The organism is Streptomyces sp. NPDC127595, assembly GCF_042671685.1.
Taxonomy (GTDB): Bacteria; Actinomycetota; Actinomycetes; order Streptomycetales; family Streptomycetaceae; genus Streptomyces.
Genome location: NZ_JBHXWK010000005.1, coordinates 262,186 through 279,921 on the forward strand (window position 1 = coordinate 262,186; position 17,736 = coordinate 279,921).

Annotated in this window: 20 protein-coding genes; 8 read left to right on the forward strand and 12 right to left on the reverse strand. The window is 70.8% G+C overall.

Annotated features, from left to right (window positions below):
* The first annotated feature begins 1 nt into the window (after window position 1).
* From ACFVKT_RS18180 to ACFVKT_RS18190, 3 genes are all read left to right on the forward strand, one after another.
* Entirely contained in the window at window positions 2-2,014 is a 2,013-nt protein-coding gene (locus ACFVKT_RS18180; RefSeq protein WP_385732547.1) for a GTPase, read from the forward strand.
* A 230-nt stretch (window positions 2,015-2,244) separates the two neighbouring features.
* A complete protein-coding gene (locus tag ACFVKT_RS18185; protein ID WP_385732549.1) occupies window positions 2,245-2,691 on the forward strand; it encodes a single-stranded DNA-binding protein in 447 nt (148 codons plus the stop codon).
* A gap of 265 nt (window positions 2,692-2,956) precedes the next feature.
* Complete coding sequence (locus ACFVKT_RS18190) at window positions 2,957-4,366, forward strand: Cys-Gln thioester bond-forming surface protein (RefSeq protein ID WP_385732551.1); 1,410 nt, start codon at window positions 2,957-2,959, stop codon at window positions 4,364-4,366.
* A 134-nt stretch (window positions 4,367-4,500) separates the two neighbouring features.
* Here the strand turns inward: ACFVKT_RS18190 and ACFVKT_RS18195 are convergent, their stop codons facing one another.
* Window positions 4,501-5,226, reverse strand: coding sequence for a YcnI family protein (locus ACFVKT_RS18195; protein ID WP_385732553.1), 726 nt, complete (start codon window positions 5,224-5,226; stop codon window positions 4,501-4,503).
* A gap of 30 nt (window positions 5,227-5,256) precedes the next feature.
* Window positions 5,257-5,838: a hypothetical protein gene (locus ACFVKT_RS18200; RefSeq protein WP_385732555.1), complete on the reverse strand. Its 582-nt coding sequence runs from the start codon at window positions 5,836-5,838 to the stop codon at window positions 5,257-5,259.
* Between the two features lie 127 nt (window positions 5,839-5,965).
* Here ACFVKT_RS18200 and ACFVKT_RS18205 point away from each other — a divergent pair, with 127 nt between their 5' ends.
* Entirely contained in the window at window positions 5,966-6,925 is a 960-nt protein-coding gene (locus tag ACFVKT_RS18205) for a D-2-hydroxyacid dehydrogenase family protein (RefSeq protein WP_385732557.1), read from the forward strand.
* 30 nt (window positions 6,926-6,955) lie between these two features.
* Here ACFVKT_RS18205 and ACFVKT_RS18210 read toward each other — a convergent pair whose 3' ends face one another.
* A complete protein-coding gene (locus tag ACFVKT_RS18210) occupies window positions 6,956-7,498 on the reverse strand; it encodes a DUF2087 domain-containing protein (RefSeq protein ID WP_385732559.1) in 543 nt (180 codons plus the stop codon).
* 184 nt (window positions 7,499-7,682) lie between these two features.
* On the opposite strand from ACFVKT_RS18210, the gene ACFVKT_RS18215 reads away from it, so the two are divergent.
* Window positions 7,683-7,970, forward strand: a complete 288-nt coding sequence (locus ACFVKT_RS18215; RefSeq protein ID WP_385732561.1) for a chaplin — start codon at window positions 7,683-7,685, stop codon at window positions 7,968-7,970.
* A gap of 72 nt (window positions 7,971-8,042) precedes the next feature.
* Here the strand turns inward: ACFVKT_RS18215 and ACFVKT_RS18220 are convergent, their stop codons facing one another.
* The 9 genes from ACFVKT_RS18220 to ACFVKT_RS18260 form a co-directional block, all read right to left on the reverse strand.
* Window positions 8,043-8,909, reverse strand: coding sequence for a tyrosinase family protein (locus tag ACFVKT_RS18220; protein ID WP_385732563.1), 867 nt, complete (start codon window positions 8,907-8,909; stop codon window positions 8,043-8,045).
* Window positions 8,893-9,441, reverse strand: a complete 549-nt coding sequence (locus tag ACFVKT_RS18225) for a tyrosinase family oxidase copper chaperone (RefSeq protein WP_385732565.1) — start codon at window positions 9,439-9,441, stop codon at window positions 8,893-8,895. The genes ACFVKT_RS18220 and ACFVKT_RS18225 overlap by 17 nt, the downstream gene beginning before the upstream one ends.
* A 110-nt stretch (window positions 9,442-9,551) precedes the next feature.
* The gene (locus tag ACFVKT_RS18230; protein WP_385732567.1) at window positions 9,552-10,070 is read right to left on the reverse strand and encodes a hypothetical protein; all 519 of its coding nucleotides are present in this window, start codon (window positions 10,068-10,070) and stop codon (window positions 9,552-9,554) included.
* 101 nt (window positions 10,071-10,171) lie between these two features.
* Window positions 10,172-10,756, reverse strand: coding sequence for a vitamin K epoxide reductase family protein (locus tag ACFVKT_RS18235; RefSeq protein ID WP_385732568.1), 585 nt, complete (start codon window positions 10,754-10,756; stop codon window positions 10,172-10,174).
* Complete coding sequence (locus tag ACFVKT_RS18240; RefSeq protein WP_385732570.1) at window positions 10,756-11,253, reverse strand: DUF5949 family protein; 498 nt, start codon at window positions 11,251-11,253, stop codon at window positions 10,756-10,758. Before ACFVKT_RS18240 ends, ACFVKT_RS18235 begins: the two co-directional genes overlap by 1 nt.
* A 218-nt stretch (window positions 11,254-11,471) precedes the next feature.
* Complete coding sequence (locus ACFVKT_RS18245; RefSeq protein ID WP_385732572.1) at window positions 11,472-11,711, reverse strand: chaplin; 240 nt, start codon at window positions 11,709-11,711, stop codon at window positions 11,472-11,474.
* A gap of 95 nt (window positions 11,712-11,806) precedes the next feature.
* Complete coding sequence (locus tag ACFVKT_RS18250) at window positions 11,807-12,109, reverse strand: hypothetical protein (RefSeq protein WP_385732574.1); 303 nt, start codon at window positions 12,107-12,109, stop codon at window positions 11,807-11,809.
* Between the two features lie 234 nt (window positions 12,110-12,343).
* Entirely contained in the window at window positions 12,344-13,141 is a 798-nt protein-coding gene (locus ACFVKT_RS18255; RefSeq protein ID WP_385732576.1) for a hypothetical protein, read from the reverse strand.
* 228 nt (window positions 13,142-13,369) lie between these two features.
* Window positions 13,370-13,609 carry a chaplin gene (locus ACFVKT_RS18260; protein WP_385732578.1) on the reverse strand — a complete coding sequence of 80 codons (240 nt, stop codon included), beginning with the start codon at window positions 13,607-13,609 and terminating at the stop codon, window positions 13,370-13,372.
* Window positions 13,610-13,954: 345 nt separating this feature from the next.
* On the opposite strand from ACFVKT_RS18260, the gene ACFVKT_RS18265 reads away from it, so the two are divergent.
* Genes ACFVKT_RS18265 through ACFVKT_RS18275 form a run of 3 tightly spaced genes read left to right on the forward strand, consistent with a single transcriptional unit; the run spans window position 13,955 to window position 17,728 of the window.
* Window positions 13,955-15,049 (forward strand): DUF3344 domain-containing protein, encoded by a 1,095-nt coding sequence (locus ACFVKT_RS18265; RefSeq protein WP_385732580.1) that lies wholly within the window; start codon window positions 13,955-13,957, stop codon window positions 15,047-15,049.
* Window positions 15,050-15,089: 40 nt separating this feature from the next.
* On the forward strand, window positions 15,090-16,286 hold the full coding sequence (locus ACFVKT_RS18270) for a glycosyltransferase family 4 protein (protein ID WP_385732582.1): 1,197 nt from the start codon (window positions 15,090-15,092) through the stop codon (window positions 16,284-16,286).
* Window positions 16,283-17,728: an exopolysaccharide biosynthesis polyprenyl glycosylphosphotransferase gene (locus ACFVKT_RS18275; protein ID WP_385732584.1), complete on the forward strand. Its 1,446-nt coding sequence runs from the start codon at window positions 16,283-16,285 to the stop codon at window positions 17,726-17,728. Before ACFVKT_RS18270 ends, ACFVKT_RS18275 begins: the two co-directional genes overlap by 4 nt.
* Window positions 17,729-17,736: the final 8 nt, after the last annotated feature.

Below are 17,736 nucleotides of genomic sequence, written 5' to 3' on the forward strand. Positions count from 1 at the left end.
GGTGACTGCCGTCACTGACCACACGGATCACGCCGACCGCCCAGACCAGCCCGGGGAGGGCCACCTCGAAAACACCTCCCCCGAAGAGGCCACATCCGAAAAAGACCTCCCCGGTGACACGAGTTCCGAAGATGCGGAAGAGAACGAGGGCAAGAAGCGCGAAGCCGAACGGAACACCGGCGAAAACGAGCCCTCCGAGGATGAGCCCTCCAGGAACGCCCCCTCAGGAGATGCCCACGCGCCCTTGGAGCGTCAGGAAGCAGGGCACGCACGCGTGAAGGCCGACGACTCCTCCGCGCGCACGGAGGGCGGCCCCGCCTGGGACGACGGGCTGATCGCGCGCCGCGTCTCCGAGACGGCCAACGCGCAGGCGGCGCCCGTCGTGGAGCCCAAGCCCGCGGTACAGGCCCCGCCGGCCCCCCTCGCGTACGACGGACCGCTGCGCTCACGCCTCGACGCGCTGCGCGAGCTGGTGGGACTGTCCCGCACCCGGCTCGACAGCAGGACACTCGCCGAGGCCGGCCGGGTCCTGGACGAGGCGGCGGCGCGGCGCAGGCTCTCCGGGCAGCACACCGTCGTCGCGATCGCCGGCGCCACCGGGAGCGGCAAGTCACAGCTCTTCAACGCGCTCGCCGGGGTGGCGATTTCGGAGACCGGTGTACGCAGGCCGACCACCGCGGCACCCATCGCCTGCAGTTGGAGCGACGGCGCCGCGACGCTCATCGACCGGCTCGGCATCCCCGGACGGCTGCGCAGACGCCCGTTGCAGAGCGCGGAGGCGGAGGCGCAGTTGCGCGGCCTCGTCCTGGTCGACCTGCCGGACCACGACTCGGCGGCGGTCCAGCACCGCGAGCAGGTGGACCGCATCCTGGCGCTCGTCGACGCGGTCATCTGGGTCGTGGACCCGGAGAAGTACGCGGACGCGATCATCCATGAGCGCTATCTGCGACCCATGGCGGGGCACGCGGAGGTCATGTTCGTCGTCCTCAACCAGGTGGACCGGCTGCCCGGAGAGGCCGCCGACCAGGTCCTCGACGACCTGCGGCGACTCCTGGACGAGGACGGGATCGCGCTCGGCGAGTACGGCGAGACGGGTGCGACCGTGCTCGCGGTGTCGGCGCTCACCGGGGACGGCGTCGGCGAACTGCGTGAGTCCCTCGGCCAGTTCGTGGCCGAGCGAGGCGCCGCCGCCCGCCGCATCTCGGCCGACGTGGCCGCCGCCGCGGCGCGACTGCGCCCGGTCTACGCGACAGGGCGGCGGGCCGGCCTCAGCGAGGAGGCGCGCGACGAGTTCGCGGCCCGCCTCGCGGACGCGGTGGGCGCCGTCGCGGCCGGCGACGCGGCCGAGCGCGCGTGGCGCCGCAACGCCAACCGCGCCTGCGGCACGCCCTGGCTGCGGCTGTGGCGCTGGTACGAGGACCGGCGCGAACCCCCGACCGGACGGCTGACGGTACGGGCGCCCGAGGACGAGGAGGCCACCGCACGCCAGCGCGTCGAGCAGGCCGTGCGTACGGTGGCGGACCGGGCGGCGTACGGACTGCCCGCGCCCTGGGCGCAGGCGGTACGCGAGGCCGCCGCACGTGGGGCGCAGGGGCTGCCCGAGGCGCTGGACGAGATGGCGGCGCGCGCCACCGCACCGGTGGGCCGGCCGCCGCGGCCCGGCTGGTGGCCGGTCGCCGTGTTCGCGCAGGCATCGATGACGATCCTGCAAGTCATCGGCGGACTGTGGCTGTTGGGGCAGATCATCGGCATCACCTCGCCCAATCTCGGGGTGCCGGTGCTGCTGATGGTGACCGGCATCATCGGTGGCCCGGCCGTCGAGTGGAGCAGCAGGATGGCGGCACGCGGGCCAGCCCGGCGCTACGGACTCGAAGCGGAACGACGGCTTCGGGAGGCCGCGGCCGGCTGCGGAAGAGCACGCGTACTCGATCCGGTGGCTGCGGAACTGCTGCGCTACCGGGAGGTCCGCGAGCAGTACGTACGGGTCATGGGGGCGGCGGCGCCTGTCGGCTGACCCGGCACGACCACGTCCGCCTGACCGAGAACACCTACGTCCACACCCCCGTCGGGTGACGCGGTTGTCCACAACCGGCGGGTAGCACACACCGCTCAGCGGGCCCGGCCCGGCGAAGGCAGTCTGAACTCGCGGCGATCGCAGCGCATGCGGTCGCCGCGACAGAAGCGGCAGACGCGACAGAGGCGTCGAACGCATCAGACGCATTCGTACGGGAGAGGTGTTCGGGGATGAACGAGACAACGGTGTGCGCGGTGGGCAATGTGGCGACGCCACCTGTGTACCGGGACTTGGCCAACGGGGCGTCGGCGAGGTTCCGGCTGGCGGTGACGTCCCGGTACTGGGACCGCGAGAAGAGCGCGTGGACGGACGGGCACACCAACTTCTTCACGGTGTGGGCCAATCGAGCGCTCGCCACGAATGTGGGGGCATCGCTGTCGGTGGGCGATCCCGTCATCGTGCAGGGCAGGCTGAAGGTACGCACCGAGCAGCGCGACGGCCAGAGCTGGACGTCGGCCGACATCGACGCGGTGGCGATCGGTCACGACCTTTCCCGCGGTACGTCAGCCTTCCGGCGTCCCTCCAAAGGAGACACGGGATCGAGCCCGGCCCCTCAGCCGGAACCCAGTTGGGAATCGGAGCCAGGAGCTCAGCCCGAACCGGCCGGCGTGACGTGATGTCAGGGTCGGAGATGATCTGACCGGACTGCGGCTTATCGACAAGTACATTCACAGCAACTCCATGGATTTGTCGATAAGCCCAGCTCACAGGCGTGTTCAGCGATAACGATTCCGAGTCGGATCGGTTATCGGATGACATCACCGGGGAGTGTGGTGCGTCACGTCCCTAGGATGCCGGACATAGCTCATGGATCACTGGGCTTCTGATTCTGCTGGCGGGACCGTCCCCCCATGTCAACGGGTCCTGCTCGAAGGGGATTCTGTGTTTCTTTCGTTCGCTGCGTTGTCCGCGCGCAGGCGAGGGGCCGCCCGCCTCGCCGCCGCGACGTTGGTGTCAGGGCTCGTCGCCGCGGGGGCGATGGCCGCCGCGGGTACGGCCGTCGCCGACGAGACGCCGCAGAACCAGGGTGGTGCGACGGCCACCATAGGCGGACTGAAGACCTACGGGTCCGCCGTGATACACGACAACGGCGAAGACCTACAGGTGTCCGCGGGCCTGTTCGAGATGTCCGTCGACAACGGCGGCACCCTGCAGACCTACTGCATCGACCTCCACAACCCGACGCAGAAGGACGCCAAGTACCAGGAGACCTCCTGGAGCGGCACCTCGCTGAACGGCAACGCGGACGCGGGCAAGATCCGCTGGATCCTGCAGAACTCCTACCCGCAGGTGAACAACCTCGCGTCGCTGGCCGAGAAGGCGGGGGCGAGCGGGCTCACCGAGCAGGACGCGGCGGCCGGCACCCAGGTGGCCATCTGGCGGTACTCGGACGGCGCCGACGTGGACGCGGTGAACCCGCAGGCGGAGAAGCTCGCGGACTACCTGGAGAAGAACGCGCAGAATCTGGCGGAGCCCGCGGCCTCGCTGACCCTGGACTCGTCCGCGGTCTCCGGCCACGCCGGCGAGAAGCTCGGCCCGGTCACGGTGCACACCAACGCGGACAGCGTGACGGTGACGCCGCCCGCGGACGCCGCCACCAGCGGAGTGCGGATCGTGGACGCGGACGGCAAGGTGATCACCTCCGCGGCCGACGGCAGCCGGCTCTACTTCGACGTACCGAAGGACAGCGCGGACGGTTCGTCCTCGCTGACTGTGCAGGCGTCGACAACCGTGCCTGTCGGACGCGCCTTCGCCTCGGAGACCCGCAGTCAGACCCAGATACTCGCCGGCTCCAGTGAGTCGACGGTCTCCGCGACGGCGACCGCCAACTGGGCCAAGGAGGGCGCGATACCCGCGCTGTCCGCCGAGAAGAACTGCGCCAGGGGCGGCCTGGACATCACGGCGGCCAACCAGGGCGACGAGGCGTTCACCTTCGAGCTGGTGGGGATCGAGCACACCATCCCGGCAGGCGAGTCCCGGACGGTGACGGTGACGCTCCAGGAGGACCAGGCGTACGACTTCACGGCCATAGGCGAGAACGGCTTCGAGCAGCGGTTCACCGGCATGCTCGACTGCGAGACACAGGGCAGTTCGAGCGATGTCACGACCCAGACGGTCAGTGAGCCGAGCCCGGCCGCGTCCGCCAGTACCTTCAGCGACGGCACCGACCTCGCCGAAACCGGCAGCTCAAGCGCCACCCCGATCATCGGCGGCATAGCCATCGCCCTCGTCGTGATCGGCGGAGCGGCGCTGATCTTCGTCAACAAGAAGAACGCACCGGAGCAGCACTGAGCGACACAGCACCTTGGCAACTCAACAGTGAGTGACGCCGCCGGGCCGCGGCGGTGGCTTCCTGGGACCTGCCGAGGTGACGGTCCGCCCCGCCGACGGGAGTTGAGGTCGGCGGGGCGGCAGTCTTTCGCGGGCTAGGAGCGGGCGGCGCGGAGGCGCACGAGGGCGAATCCGGCCGCGAGCAGGCCGAGGACACCCACGACCAGGCCGGCGATGCCGAGGCCACGAGCGGTCGAGTCACTGCTCGACGTCGAGCTCTCGGCAGCGGAAGCAGAGTCCGAGGTCGAGGACGCCGTCTCTCCGGATTCGGCCGCGGTCTTGGCCGTGAGGGTCAGCACCGGCGCCGGGTTCTCCGGCTCCTCTCCGCCCTGTTCCGCTTCCTCGATCCACCGGACGACATTGCCGTCCGAGTAGGTCTGCAGCGTCTTGAAGGTCAAATGGTCCACATCGTCCGGCAGTTGGCCGAAGGCGACGTTGAAGTCCTGGTACTCGCCGTGGCGGATCCGGCCGCCGGTCCAGGTGATCTCCGAGACGGCCTCGGTGATCGAGCCGTCGTCCGTCTTGACGGGGGTCTTCAGCTTGGTCGTCGTCACCTGCGCGGTCCAGCCTGCCTGCGGAGTTACCAGGACACCCAGGACCGGATGGTCGGTGGGCAGGAAGACCTGCACCTTCGTGGTGCTGGCGGTGTCCTCCTCGTTGGGGACACGGAAAGTCAGAACGCCGTCCGTGGCGCCCTTGGCGTAGCTCTCGGGGTGGACCGTCACATGGGCGAAGGCCGCGCCCGCGGCGGCCAGGACCGCGGCCGAGGTGAGGCCGGCGACGAGGCCGGCCCGGCGCAGGGTGGTGCGTATCGGGGACATCAGGGAAGCTCCGTACTGGTGGGGATGAGGTCAGGGCGTGTACACGAGCCCTGCGGGCGGTCCCCGGCGGGTGACGGCGTGCCGCAGCAGCAGCTGCCGAAGTTGCCGCGGCTCGGCCGTGTTCCGGCCCCCGGCGTTCCAGTGCGCCCGGGCGTGCCAAGGCCCCGTCCGCACCCGCCACCAGGCGGCCAGCCCCGGCACGAGCGTGACCGCCCGGCGCAGCAGGGACCACAGTGCGGCCTCGCCGCGCCGCAGCCACCAGGTCGCGAGGAGAGCGGCTGCCAGGTGGGCGGCGTTGGCGTGGGATGTCATGGCGTGCTGGTGCGTCATGTGCGTGCCGTGCATGTGCATCGTCATGGACGGCCGGGCGGCCTCGAACCCGAGATGCAGTCCGGCCTGCGCGGCCAGCATCCCGGCGCCGATCCCGACGAGCGACCGCTCCCGGCCGCCCAGCAGACAGCCCGCCGCGAAGAGAACGAGGACCCCGGCACCGTCCGCCCAAAGGGGCGGTGCCTCCCCCGTGGCCAGCCCGTGCCCCCCGGCGGCCAGCAGGACGCACAGCACGGCGAACACCGCCGCGCGCAGGCTCCGTACCGCCAGGGACGCTCTCATGGGTGCACAGACTGCCATGGCGAGCGAGCAGCCGTCGCGCCTTCCGGAAGAGCCGCCTCCAGGGGCCCCGCCCTGGCGTGCTTCCGACGCTCGGGTAGGGTCCGATTCAGCCTGGAAGGGACCTGACATGCGACTTCGCTGTGCCGTACTGGACGACTATCAGGCCGCCGCGACCGAGGTCGTGGACTGGTCACCGGTCGCGGACGTGGTCGAGGTCGTCGGTTTCACCCGGCACTTCGCGGACGAGGACGCGCTGGCCACCGCCCTGACGGACTTCGACATCGTCGTGACCTTGCGCGAGCGGGTGCCGTTCCCGGCGTCTCTCCTGGCCCGGCTCCCCCGCCTGAAGCTGCTGATCGCCTCGGGGATGCGCAACACGGTGATCGACTACGCGGCCGCCGCGGCGCACGGCGTGACCGTGTGCGGCACCCCGAGTTCCTCGACTCCCCCGGTCGAGCTGACCTGGGCCCTGCTGCTCGGCCTCGCGCGGGGGCTCGTCACGGAGAACCAGGCGCTGCGTACGGGCGGTCCCTGGCAGAGCACCGTCGGCGCCGATCTGCACGGCCGCCGGCTCGGTCTGCTCGGGCTCGGGAAGATCGGCGCCAGGGTGGCGCAGGTGGGGCTCGCATTCGGTATGCGGGTCAGCGCGTGGAGCCAGAACCTCACCAAGGAGCGCGCCGAGGAGGTCGGGGTGGACCTGGCCGCCTCCAAGGAGGAGTTGCTCGCGAGCAGCGACTTCGTCTCCGTCCACCTCGCGCTCGGCGACCGCACCCGCGGCCTGATCGGCGCCTCGGAGCTGGCCCTCCTCAAGCCGAGCGCCTACCTGGTCAACACCTCGCGCGCGGCGATCGTCGACCAGGACGCACTGCTCTACGCGCTGCACGAGGGCCGGATCGCCGGAGCGGGCGTCGACGTGTTCGACGTCGAGCCGCTCCCCGCCGGCCACCCGATGCGCTCCGCCCCGCGGCTGCTCGCCACCCCGCACCTCGGCTATGTGTCACGCGCCAACTACGAGGCGTACTACAACGGGGCCGTCGAGGACATCCAGGCCTTCCTCGCGGGCACACCCGTACGCCTCCTGGGCTGAACGGCTGCACCCGTCAGGCAACTCCGGGCCTCACACCTCCGCGGGCCGCCAGTAGAACCCGCGCTGCCGCCGCAGATGATGCAGGTCCACCAGATGCCGCCGAAGCGTCACATGGTCGACCGGCGCGTCCTCGCACCAGGCGCGCAGTTTCTCGTTGACGGTCCGCTCCGGGTATTCGACGCCCGGCTCGAAGGTCCGCTCGGCGATGTGCCGGAGGACGACCAGCTTGCGCTGCCATTGGGCGGGCAGCCGCACCAGACGCCCCTCGCGCACGAAGGTCCGCAGGATCGCCTCGGTGCTCTCGTCCCCGGAGCCGTGGTCCTCGGTGGACGGCACCTGTGCGGAGCGGGCGAGTTCCCTGAAGCGGTCGTAGGCGACGCTCAGTCCCCCGTCGCCGGCCGACGCGATCGCGCCCTGGTCCTGGAGGCGGCGCAACGCCACGGTCGCGTCCTTTGGAGAGAGCCCCGCCTTCTCCATCACCTTCGCGGGGGTGTCCGCGCCGAGGGCCACCGCCGCGAAGGCGCGTACCCGGGTCTCTTCGGCGAACAGGCCGATCAGTTGGTCGGTTGGCATGCCCGGCAGGCTATGCGAGGGCACACCGCGAGCCGAAGCGATTTTCCACCCGCGCCCGTCGCATGCCCGGGAGCGATCGCCCGACGAACGCCGCGACCAGCCGTGACCAGTGGTGAGTGCGCGCGTTGAAGGGGAGTGCGGTCGCGGTCGAGCGGTCGCACTCACCGAATCAAAGGAGAACGTGATGTCTCGCATCGCGAAGGTAGCCGGTGTCGCTCTCGGCACGGGTGCCGTGGTGCTCAGCGGGGCCGGTCTGGCCATGGCGGACGCCGGCGCCCAGGGCGAGGCCGTCGGCTCGCCCGGTGTCCTGTCGGGCAACGTCGTCCAGCTCCCGATCAACGTGCCGGTCAACGTGTGCGGGAACACCGTCAGCGTCATCGGTCTGCTGAACCCGGCCTTCGGCAACACCTGCGTGAACAACGGCGGCCACGACAAGGGCGGCCACCACGGCCCCAGCGGCTACGGCAGCTGACCGGACGCACGGACGAGAAGGCCCCCGGCAGTCATCACTGCCGGGGGCCTTCTCACACTCACCAACAGAGGCTCAGGCGTACCGGTAGATCCGGCTGTGGTCCTCCAGCTCGTCCGGCGTCACACCCCACGGCGGCAGCTTCTCGTGCCGCGCGACGATCCGCTCGTACTGCTCGTCGCCCGGTCCCGGCGGCCGGGCCGGCAGATAGCGCGCGCCACGGTGCCGCTTCTGCCAGCGGGACCACTGAAGGTCCACGAAGGCGTGGTGCAGCCAGAAGACGGGGTCGTTGACCGAGGCGCCGCCGAGCATGTGCCCGCCGACCCAGCGGTGCACGCGGTTGTGGTTGCGCCAGGCCGCGGGCCCGGATCCCGAACCCCACCCTTCGAGCCGGTTGCGGAACCCCTTGGCCGACGTGGAGTTCCAGGGCGCGGTGTCGTAGACGGGATCTGCCAGAGCGGAGTCGAGTTCACGCTTGGTGGGCAGCTCGATCGGCGCGTGCGGGCGGCCGAACTCACGGGTGAGGAACTCGCCGTCGGTCACCGCCTCCCTGATCCGCCACGTGCCGTGCGCGTAGGCGAAGGGCCCGGTCATGACCTGCCGGTCGGAGCGCCGCCCGTTGCCCCCGAGCAGGTCCGCGGTCCACGGCGCGGACGACGTCGTACGGTCCCGCGTCCAGTCCCAGTACGGCACGCTCACCCCGGAGTCCACGCGGCGCAGCGCCCGTTCCAGGTCCAGCAGGAACCGCCGGTGCCAGGGGAGGAAGGACGGCGCCATATGGGCCGTACGCAGCCCGTTCTCGCCGTCCGAGACGTAGTACTCAATGTGCGTGCGCACGAACTCGTCGTACTCGCCCCTGCGTTTGACCTCCAGCAGCGCGCCGACGAAGCGACGCCGCTCAGCACGGGTCAGCGTGCTGACGTCCTTACGCGTGTACACCATGCGCGTGCCCACCCCCGTCCGCGCCGCTCCCCTCGGTGTCACTCCCCTTCGCGTCCATGCCGCGCAGTTGCTCCGAGGGGCCCAGTTCGTCGACGGCCGCGCGGGCCGCTTCCAGCGCTGTCGGATACGACCGGTAGTGGTCCACCATGCTCAGGAAGCTGCCGTCCGCGCGGCGCATCAGGTGCAGCGGCCGGCCGTCCACGCTGATCTGCCACTCACCGCCACCGACCGCGGCACGGCCGCCGGCACCTGTCTTCACGCCGAGAAGATGGCGCCCTCGGTACATCTCGTCGAACGAGAGGTCCTCCGGCCGAGCGGGCCGAGGAGGCTGCGGGGGCCGCGAGGCCGCGACAACCGGGGTCAGCGCCACGGCGACGGCCGACGCGAGCAGACCGCGTACGACCTCCCGCCGGGTCCCGCGCCGTGAGCCGACCGGGCGGCCCTGCCGCCCCGTGCTCCCCGGGACGACCGGCGCCACCGCCCTGACCGACACCGCGCTCGACACTCTGCTCGGCACTCTGTTGACGAACATGGTTCTCTCCTCGCCGGATCAGCCGGATCAGCCGGGCCGGCCGCGTGCAGTCGTGGTCGGTGGCGGGGCGGCAGGCCCGGGCCGGCACCCGGGCCGCGTCCCTATATCTGTTACGCCCCCGACCCCATGACCACGTTCGCGCCCGGCACCGTCTGCAGCAGCGGTGTCAGTACGGCGACCTGGGGGAGCTTCGGCTCCGGCAGGCCGAAGTTGTCGGGGTTCGGCGGGGTGAGCGGGGTGTCAAGGGACAGCCCCGGGGTCAGGGTCCGGAGGTCGGCCGCGGGCGCTCCGATGCCGAGGTGGTCGAAGCCGTCCCCGAGGACATGCGGAAGGGGCGTGTGTACGTCGGCCCCGGGCAGCCCGGCACTGACCGGCAGTTGCGGCAGGGCACGCTCGGGGATCAGCCGACCCTCGACATACCGGGGGCCGTCGGGGCTGCCCGGCATGGGTACCGGAAGCTGCCCGGCGATCGTGGGCGTCTGCACGTTGAGGGCCCTCTCCACACCGTCCAGCGGTACGGGGACGGGTACCGTCTCGGCCGCGACGGCGGGGGCCGCGGCGGCGGCACCCACCGCTGCCGCGACGCCGGTCAGGACAGCGGCAAGAGTTCCTCGAGTGGTCGACTTCATTTCAGGTACGGTCCCTTTCAGGATTCGGGGGGTCAGCATCCGTACCGCGTAACGATCCTGAGAACGTCATCAGCGCAAGATTCCCCCAACGAGCCCAATAGTCAGCTCGTCCAGAAGTCCCACCATCGGGTCAGGATCAGCATTCCGATGACGCCGATGTGCAACACCGGCAGGACCCAGGTGAATTCCACGAGGAATCCCCTCAACCAGCCAGGTGCGGGCAGGAATTCATTCCGTACGTTGAATGACGTCACGTACCAGAACATGAGAATCGTGGCGACCCACGCCAGACAGCACCACAGGCACAGCGAGTTGATGCGGTAGAGCGACTGGAACTGCAGCCAGGTGCAGAATCCGACGCCGAACAACGTGCCCGCGTCGAAGAGCAGCCAGTACCAGCGCGGAAAGACCGCTCCGGTCAACAGGCCGGCACCGACGCAGATGACGATGCCGTACGCCACCAGGCCCAGCATCGGGTTGGGGAACCCGAAGGCCGAGGCCTGGTCGCTCTTCATGATGTTGCCGCAGGAGACGACCGGGTTCAGGCTGCAGCCGGGCACGAAGTCCGGGTTCTCCAGCAGCTTGAACTTGTCGATCGTGATGACCCAGGAGGCCAGCAGACCGGCCGCCCCGGTGATCACCAGCAGCAGGGCGAGCGCGCGGCTGCCACCCGCGGTCCGTGTCATCAGCCGCGCAGGCGACGCGCGGGCAGCAGGACGTGCGCCGCGCTGTTCAGGGTCTCCTCGTCACCCGCGAAGGCGGCCAGGTTCTCCGGGGCGACGGGCTTGCCCGGCTCGGCGTCGGGCCAGGCCCGGGTGGCGAACAGGAAGTAGGCGTAGCCGCGTTCGCCGACCGCCGCGAGCCACTCGGGGGGAACGACGCACTGGGCGTTGAGGGACGGCATGGTGACGACGGCCTGGCCGGCCTCGACGAGGAGGGTGAGCGGCAGGCTCGGGTACCGCGAACCGTCGAGGATCGTGTCGCCGACGGGCAGACCGTTGTCGCTCAGCAGCCGCTCGATGGCGGCCGAGGTGGCCTCGGGGCCGCCCTCGGTGTCACCCAGGGAATAGGCGAGGAGATACGGCATGTCGCCGTCGGGGGCGTCACCGCTGAAGGCCATCACGGCGAGCGTGCCGAGATCTGCGGCCCGGAAAGGGCGCGTTTCGCTTGAGGTTGAGGTCACCGCGGAACCTTATCGACGCACCCGAACGGGGCCACCCCTTTCTCACCCGACCGGGCGACAACCGCCCACCCGACCACACGAACGAGGGATGTTTTTCGAACACTCCGCAACAGACGGCCCACAACAGGCGGTGCACGCCCGACAACGCGAAAGGGCCGATTCCGCGAGGTGCGGAATCGGCCCTTGGAGTCTGTGTACGACTCAGCCCGCGTACGACGTCACTTGTTGACGCAGGTGTTGCCGAACGCCGGGTTCAGCAGACCGATGACGTCGACCGTGTTCCCGCAGACATTCACCGGAACGTGCACCGGGACCTGAACGACGTTGCCCGAGAGGACGCCCGGGGACTTGACCGCGGCACCCTGCGCACCGGCGTCGGCGAAGGCGCTGCCCGAAGCGGCACCGGCGGCCATTCCCGCGGTGGCGATAATCAGAGCGGCTTTCTTGGCAGTGTTCATCTTCAGCCCTTTCCTTGGAGATTTGGTCCAGCGTATGGAGGTGTCAGCAGGCCTCGCGGAAAAGACACGCGATGAAATGAACTGATTAGCTCGGGTCAGCCCTGGAGGGGAAGCCCGCCGAGGAGCGCCGTGGGACCACCGGCCGAGTTGAGCGCGTCCGTCGCGCTGCTCACGGCGCTGAGCGGCGAGCTCGCGTTCTCGGTGTTGAGCGCGTCCGACTGGTGCTGCAGGGGCTGTACGTCCTTCAGGCTGAGCGAGCGCTGGCTGGTGATGGTCTCCAGGGCGCCGTTGAGGCTGGTGGGGGTCACGTCGGAGGCCTCGTAGGCAAAGGCGGGCGCGGCGGCACCAGCGATGGCGATGGACCCGGCAACGACAGCGGCGGCCTTCAGGGACTTCATCGTGTTCCTTTCTTCGGCAACTCATGTCACCAGAGGGAATGTGTATACGCCCTGGCTAACGAGGACCGGACTCGACGGAAACCCTGTGTGCAGAAGTTTCCTGCACCCCACCCGAATGAACGGCGCGTCGCATTCTCATATAAGAGCGAATACAAAACAGCCGTCGTGCCGACCGGAACGGCCGGCACGACGGCGGGGTGGCGACTGCTTCGCCTCAGGCACCGCTCCCCGTACTCAGGAGGGCAGAAGACCGCCCGTCGGGAGGTCCGGAGCCGCAGGAACCGCGGGGACAGCGGGGACAGCGGGGACAGCGGGGGCCGCCGGAACCGCCGGCAGCGAGGACAGGCTCGGCAGGCCGGGCAGGTCCGGCACGGGCAGGCCCCCGCCGAGCACGACGGCGACGATGAGGTTGACGAGTCCCGTGACCACGGCCGTCGCCGCGGGGACCACGCCGGCGGGATCGCCGGAGGTGACCGCCGCGAGCAGTGTGTCGACCGCCTTCTGCAGGGCGGCGAGCGCGTCGGCCTTCAGGTCCGCGGGAGCCGCGGCACGCGGACCGTTCGCACCGGGAGTCTTGTCGTCGTCCTGGTCCCCGACGCTCTTGGGCAGCGCGGGCACGGCAGGCAGCGCCGGAGCTGCAGGCACCGCGGGGACGGCCGGCACCGCAGGCACGGCCGGCGCCTCCGGGACCGCCACCGGCGGCGTCACCGGAGCCACCGCGGTGAGCTTGGCGATCGCGTCCTTCACGGCCTGGCCGAGCGTGGCCGCCTGGTCGGCGGAGAGCTGGCCGTTGTCCGCCTTGAGCACGGCGTTGAGCAGATCGGTGACCGGCTTCAGTACGCCACCGATGTCGGCCAGGGACTGGACCTGTGCCAGGAGCGCGTCCGCGCCGGGGACGGGCGCAGCCGCCGCGGAGGTGCGGCCACGCGCCGAGTCGCTGTCCGCCGCCACGGCAGCCGGTGCGGCGATCCCTAGCAGGAGCGTGGCGCAGAGTGCGGAGGACGCGATGCGCCGGGCGGGCAGAGCACGCATGGATGGTTCCCTTCGATGGTTCCTTCAGGCCTTGTACTCACCGTGAAAGTGGTCATCGCCGTCTGCAACCGATCGAATGCCCTGCGTGGCGAACCTGCGCCCTTGCCGCAGCCGTCCTCCCTGGTGAGGCGCTTACCGGGAGAAGGGACCCGCTTCCCACCATTCGGGGCAACGCGAACCGGCCGCCCTCCCGTTGGGAGGACGGCCGACAGAAGGTCCGCGTTGACGTCAGTCGTTGACAGCGGTGTTGCCGAACGCGGGGTTCAGCAGACCGATGACGTTGATCGTGTTGCCGGCGACGTTGACCGGGACGTGGATCGGGGCCTGCAGGACGTTGCCCGACAGGACGCCCGGGGAGTGGGCGGCCGCGCCGTGTGCGTCGCTGTCGGCGGCGGCGATGCCGGCGGTGCCCGCCACGGCGGCGGCGGCAACGGAGGTCAGGGCCAGGCCCTTCGCGATACGCGACATGGAGAAGTGCTCCTTGAAATCGACACAACATCCGGGCGGGGATGCCCGGCTCTGGAATCAACGCGCGGCGCACGCGCGGGTTGTGCCTCCGAAAGGGTGATCTCCAAAACCGCCCGACTTCACCATTCCGACACACTTGTCAGGTTTCACCGATAAATACGGATAGCGGCTAGTGTTGCGTTCCTCCCGAGGCTGCGTGGCAGCAGGCCTCACCAGACGTCGTAAACAGACGGGGAGTCAACGCGCACATATGTGATCTGCAGATTTCCGTCGATCCGGAGTCCACCGAACGCTCCGGACGTCCGCTGGTCCAGAACCTTTTCCCCCGAAAGGGCACCGCCGGTCATGCGTAATTCCCCGGGTCCTCTGCTGCGCCGTGCCATGGTCGGCTGCTCCGTCCTCGCCACCCTCCTGGCACCCGGCTGCCCCGCGACGGCAGCGCCGTCCGGCGCCGAGACGGAGAGCGTCACCTTCACCCAGCGGTACCGCGCACTGCAGCACGGCGGAATCGTCCGCGCGGCCAACTCCTCCATCAGCTGCCGTGCGACGCTCACCCGGCCGGCGCCGTCGTGCTCCGCCGCGCGCGCCGGCAGAACGGCGGTGAACGGCGACTTCGACATGTTCTACATCGATGTCGACAAGGACCCGAACACCTACAACTCCAGCCTCGGCGAGGTCCGTCTGCCGCAGGGCGCGCGGGTCACGTACGCGCGGCTGTACTGGGGCGGCAACCTCCGGGTCGGTGAGCAGAAGCCGGCGAAGGACAACGGGCGGGTGCTGATCGCGGAGCCCGACGGCGAGTACAAGGCCGTGCTCGCGGACAGCGTGGTCGGGCACCGGGTGGCGCGCGGCGCCGACGCGTTCCAGGCCTCGGCGGACGTCACGAAGCTGGTCCGGGCGAGTGGTGCGGGGCTGTACACGGTGGCGCAGGTCAATGTGGCGATGGGCCGTTCCGCCGCGGGGGCCTGGGGCGGCTGGACGCTGATGGTGGCGTACGAGAAGAGGTCGGAGCCGCTGCGGCATCTGGCGATGTGGGACGGCTTCGACTCGCTCGGCCCGCGCGAGGACCAGGTGATCCGGCTGCGCGGGATGCGGTTCCCCGAGGGGGCCGGCGGGCGCGCGGGGCTTGTCGCCTACAACGGCGACCGCGGGAGCCGGGGCGACTCGCTGACCGTGTCGACCGGACGCGGTGCGCCGACCGCGCTGGCCGACGGGGCCAACCCGCGTGACGACGTGCTCAATTCGACGATCAGCGAGCCGGGTCCCGACGCGATGGAGCGGGTTCCCGCGTATCCGAACACGCTCGGCTACGACTCGGACGTCCTCGAACTTGGCAAGGGGATCCGCCGCGGGGGTGACCAGTTGACCTTCCGGCTCGTTTCGCAGCGGGACACGGCGTGGGTCGGGGCACTGTTCACCGCCGTCGACGCGAAGCAGTGACGCGCGCGCCCGCGCGCCGCCCGTGAGCGAGGAACCGCGCATGCAACTGTCAACCGACCCTCCGTCGCGGGTCCTGCACATCACCCAGCCGGTCGACGGCGGCGTCGCCCGGGTGGTGACGGACCTGGTGAAGGCGCAGCTCGCCGCCGGAACACACGTCAGCGTCGCGTGCCCGGGCGGCAGCGACCTCGCCCGGACGCTCCGGGCGCTCGGCGGCGACGTACGCGACTGGCCGGCGACACGTGCGCCGGGTCCCTCGCTGCCTCAGGAGGTACGGCGGCTCGGGCGCGTCGTCGCGGAGGTGCGGCCCGAACTGGTGCACGCGCACAGCGCCAAGGCCGGGCTGGCCGCCCGGATCGCCGTGCGCGGGCGGGTGCCGACCGTTTTCCAGCCGCACGCCTGGTCGTTCGAGGCCGTCGGCGGGGTCACCGCGGGGCTCGCCCGGAAGTGGGAGCGGTTGGGGGCGCGTTGGGCCTCCCGGGTGGTGTGTGTCAGTGAAGCGGAGCGCGATACCGGCGTACGCGCCGGCGTGCACGCTCCCTGGTGTGTGATCCCGAACGGGATCGATCCGGCGCGCTTCCACCCCGCGGCCGTGGACACCGTACGAGCCGGGATCCCGCTGCTCGCCGACGCGGGGGTGGGGCCGGTGACCCCGCTGGTGGTCTGTGTGGGGCGGCTGTGCCGGCAGAAGGGGCAGGACGTCCTGCTCCAGGCGTGGCCCGAGGTGGTCCGGCGGCTGCCCGCGGCCCGGCTCGTGCTGGTCGGGGACGGGCCGGACGCCGAGCGGCTGCGGGCGGGGGCGCCCGACGGGGTGTTGTTCGCCGGGGCCGCCGAGGATGCCGTCCCCTGGTACCAGGCCGCCGATCTGGTGGTGCTGCCGTCCCGTTGGGAGGGCATGGCACTGGCTCCGCTGGAGGCCATGGCCTGCGGGCGCCCGGTGGTACTCACCGACGTGGACGGCGCCCGGGAGAGCCTGCCGCCGGACCTCCGCGAGCACTGTCTGGTGCCGTCGCAGGCGCCGCGTCCGCTCGCCCACACGATCTCCGAACTGCTGTCCGACCCGTTGCTGCGCGAGTCCCTCGGCCATCAGGGCCGCCGCCACGTACTGACCACGCACGACGTGCGCCGTACGGCCGACGCGGTCGCGGACGTCTACCGCGAGCTGCTCACTCCGAGGCTCGGCGTACACGCCGCGAGCGGGGAACCCACCGAGTGCAGGGAGTCCATCCACTCGTGACTGCGGAAAGCACCGTTCCCTCCCCGGGCGGACAGCCCCGGGAGTACGGATTCTCGCCCGTCTCGGTCATCCCTCCTCGCGGGGTCGCCGACGGCTTCAGATTCCCGGCCGGACAACGGCCTTCCATGCGGCGGCCCTCGCGGCTGCCGCTGCTCGCCGTGGACGGCGGTGCGGCGCTGCTGGCCGGCCTCGCGCTCACACAGACCCAGCGCCAGCCGCTCCTGCTCCTCGCGCTGGTGCTCGGAGTGGTCTGGCTGAACGCGCACGCGTCGCTGTACCGCGCCGAGCCCGTGCCCGCCGTACTGGACGAACTGCCCGCGGTCTGCGCGCGGATCGCGGTGGCCTGGTGCGTGCCGGCGGCCCTGCTCGCCGCGCTCTTCCCCGCCAACGCGCTGTCCGCGCGGACTCTCGCCGTGGGCTGTGTCCTGCAGTCGGCGGCGAGCTGCGCGGGCCGCGGCGCGCTGCACTGGCGGCGACGCAGAGCGCTCTTGCTGCGTCCGAGCGCCGCCCTGGTGATCGGTCCGGCCGCGACGGCTCAGCGGGTGGCCGCGGCCTTCCTGCGTCATCCGGCCTGCGGAGTACGGCCGGTGGGCATCGTCTCCGGCCAGCCGGACGGAGCTGACGGGCTGCCGGTCCTCACCACCGGCGAAGAGGTGCAGCGGGCCCTCATCCAGAACAGTGTGCGGGTCGTGCTCGTGGTGAAGTCCGGCGGCGAACGCGGGCCGCTGCTGCGGGCGTTGGCCGAGGCGGGCTGCGTGGTGTGGGAGATCGACGCGGACTGGCCGTCGTACGACAGCGGGACGCACGGGCTGCACGGCCGGCTCGCGGGGTTCTCCTGTCGGCCGCTGTCCGCCCCCAAGCGCCGTGGCAGTGTCGCCAAGCGGCTGCTCGATGTCGCCGTCTCTGGAACGCTGTTGCTGCTGGTCAGCCCGCTGCTGCTGGTGTGCGCGGTCGTGCTGCGGCTGAGCGACGGGCCCGGCGTGGTCTTCCGGCAGGAGCGCATCGGCAAGGACGGGCGCCCCTTCACCCTGCTGAAGTTCCGCACCCACCGCCCGGTCGACGCGCACGAGGCCGCGACCCGCTGGAGCGTGGCGAACGAACGCGAGATGAGCCGGTTCTGCCACTTCCTGCGGCGCACCTCGCTGGACGAGCTGCTCCAGTTGTGGAACGTGTTCTGGGGCGACATGAGCCTGGTCGGGCCGCGCCCCGAACGCCCTTACTTCGTGGGCAAGTTCAGCCAGACCTACCCTGGTTACGCGGCCCGCCACCGGATGCAGACCGGCATCACAGGACTGGCCCAGATCCACGGACTGCGCGGCGACACCTCGATCGAGGACCGCTGCCGGTTCGACAACGCCTACATCGACAACTGGTCGCTGTGGCAGGACATCTGCATCCTGCTGCGCACGGCCGCCGCGCTCGTACGTCCGACGGGGAGCTGAGCCGGTGA

What these genes read in the sequence shown, in the direction of transcription:
- ACFVKT_RS18185 (WP_385732549.1), top strand. Translation starts at nt 2,245, where the DNA reads ATGAACGAGACAACGGTGTGCGCGGTGGGCAATGTGGCGACGCCACCT.
- ACFVKT_RS18195 (WP_385732553.1), bottom strand. Translation starts at nt 5,226, where the DNA reads ATGTCCCCGATACGCACCACCCTGCGCCGGGCCGGCCTCGTCGCCGGC.
- ACFVKT_RS18200 (WP_385732555.1), bottom strand. Translation starts at nt 5,838, where the DNA reads ATGAGAGCGTCCCTGGCGGTACGGAGCCTGCGCGCGGCGGTGTTCGCC.
- ACFVKT_RS18205 (WP_385732557.1), top strand. Translation starts at nt 5,966, where the DNA reads ATGCGACTTCGCTGTGCCGTACTGGACGACTATCAGGCCGCCGCGACC.
- ACFVKT_RS18210 (WP_385732559.1), bottom strand. Translation starts at nt 7,498, where the DNA reads ATGCCAACCGACCAACTGATCGGCCTGTTCGCCGAAGAGACCCGGGTA.
- ACFVKT_RS18215 (WP_385732561.1), top strand. Translation starts at nt 7,683, where the DNA reads ATGTCTCGCATCGCGAAGGTAGCCGGTGTCGCTCTCGGCACGGGTGCC.
- ACFVKT_RS18220 (WP_385732563.1), bottom strand. Translation starts at nt 8,909, where the DNA reads ATGGTGTACACGCGTAAGGACGTCAGCACGCTGACCCGTGCTGAGCGG.
- ACFVKT_RS18225 (WP_385732565.1), bottom strand. Translation starts at nt 9,441, where the DNA reads ATGTTCGTCAACAGAGTGCCGAGCAGAGTGTCGAGCGCGGTGTCGGTC.
- ACFVKT_RS18230 (WP_385732567.1), bottom strand. Translation starts at nt 10,070, where the DNA reads ATGAAGTCGACCACTCGAGGAACTCTTGCCGCTGTCCTGACCGGCGTC.
- ACFVKT_RS18235 (WP_385732568.1), bottom strand. Translation starts at nt 10,756, where the DNA reads ATGACACGGACCGCGGGTGGCAGCCGCGCGCTCGCCCTGCTGCTGGTG.
- ACFVKT_RS18245 (WP_385732572.1), bottom strand. Translation starts at nt 11,711, where the DNA reads ATGAACACTGCCAAGAAAGCCGCTCTGATTATCGCCACCGCGGGAATG.
- ACFVKT_RS18250 (WP_385732574.1), bottom strand. Translation starts at nt 12,109, where the DNA reads ATGAAGTCCCTGAAGGCCGCCGCTGTCGTTGCCGGGTCCATCGCCATC.
- ACFVKT_RS18255 (WP_385732576.1), bottom strand. Translation starts at nt 13,141, where the DNA reads ATGCGTGCTCTGCCCGCCCGGCGCATCGCGTCCTCCGCACTCTGCGCC.
- ACFVKT_RS18260 (WP_385732578.1), bottom strand. Translation starts at nt 13,609, where the DNA reads ATGTCGCGTATCGCGAAGGGCCTGGCCCTGACCTCCGTTGCCGCCGCC.
- ACFVKT_RS18265 (WP_385732580.1), top strand. Translation starts at nt 13,955, where the DNA reads ATGCGTAATTCCCCGGGTCCTCTGCTGCGCCGTGCCATGGTCGGCTGC.
- ACFVKT_RS18270 (WP_385732582.1), top strand. Translation starts at nt 15,090, where the DNA reads ATGCAACTGTCAACCGACCCTCCGTCGCGGGTCCTGCACATCACCCAG.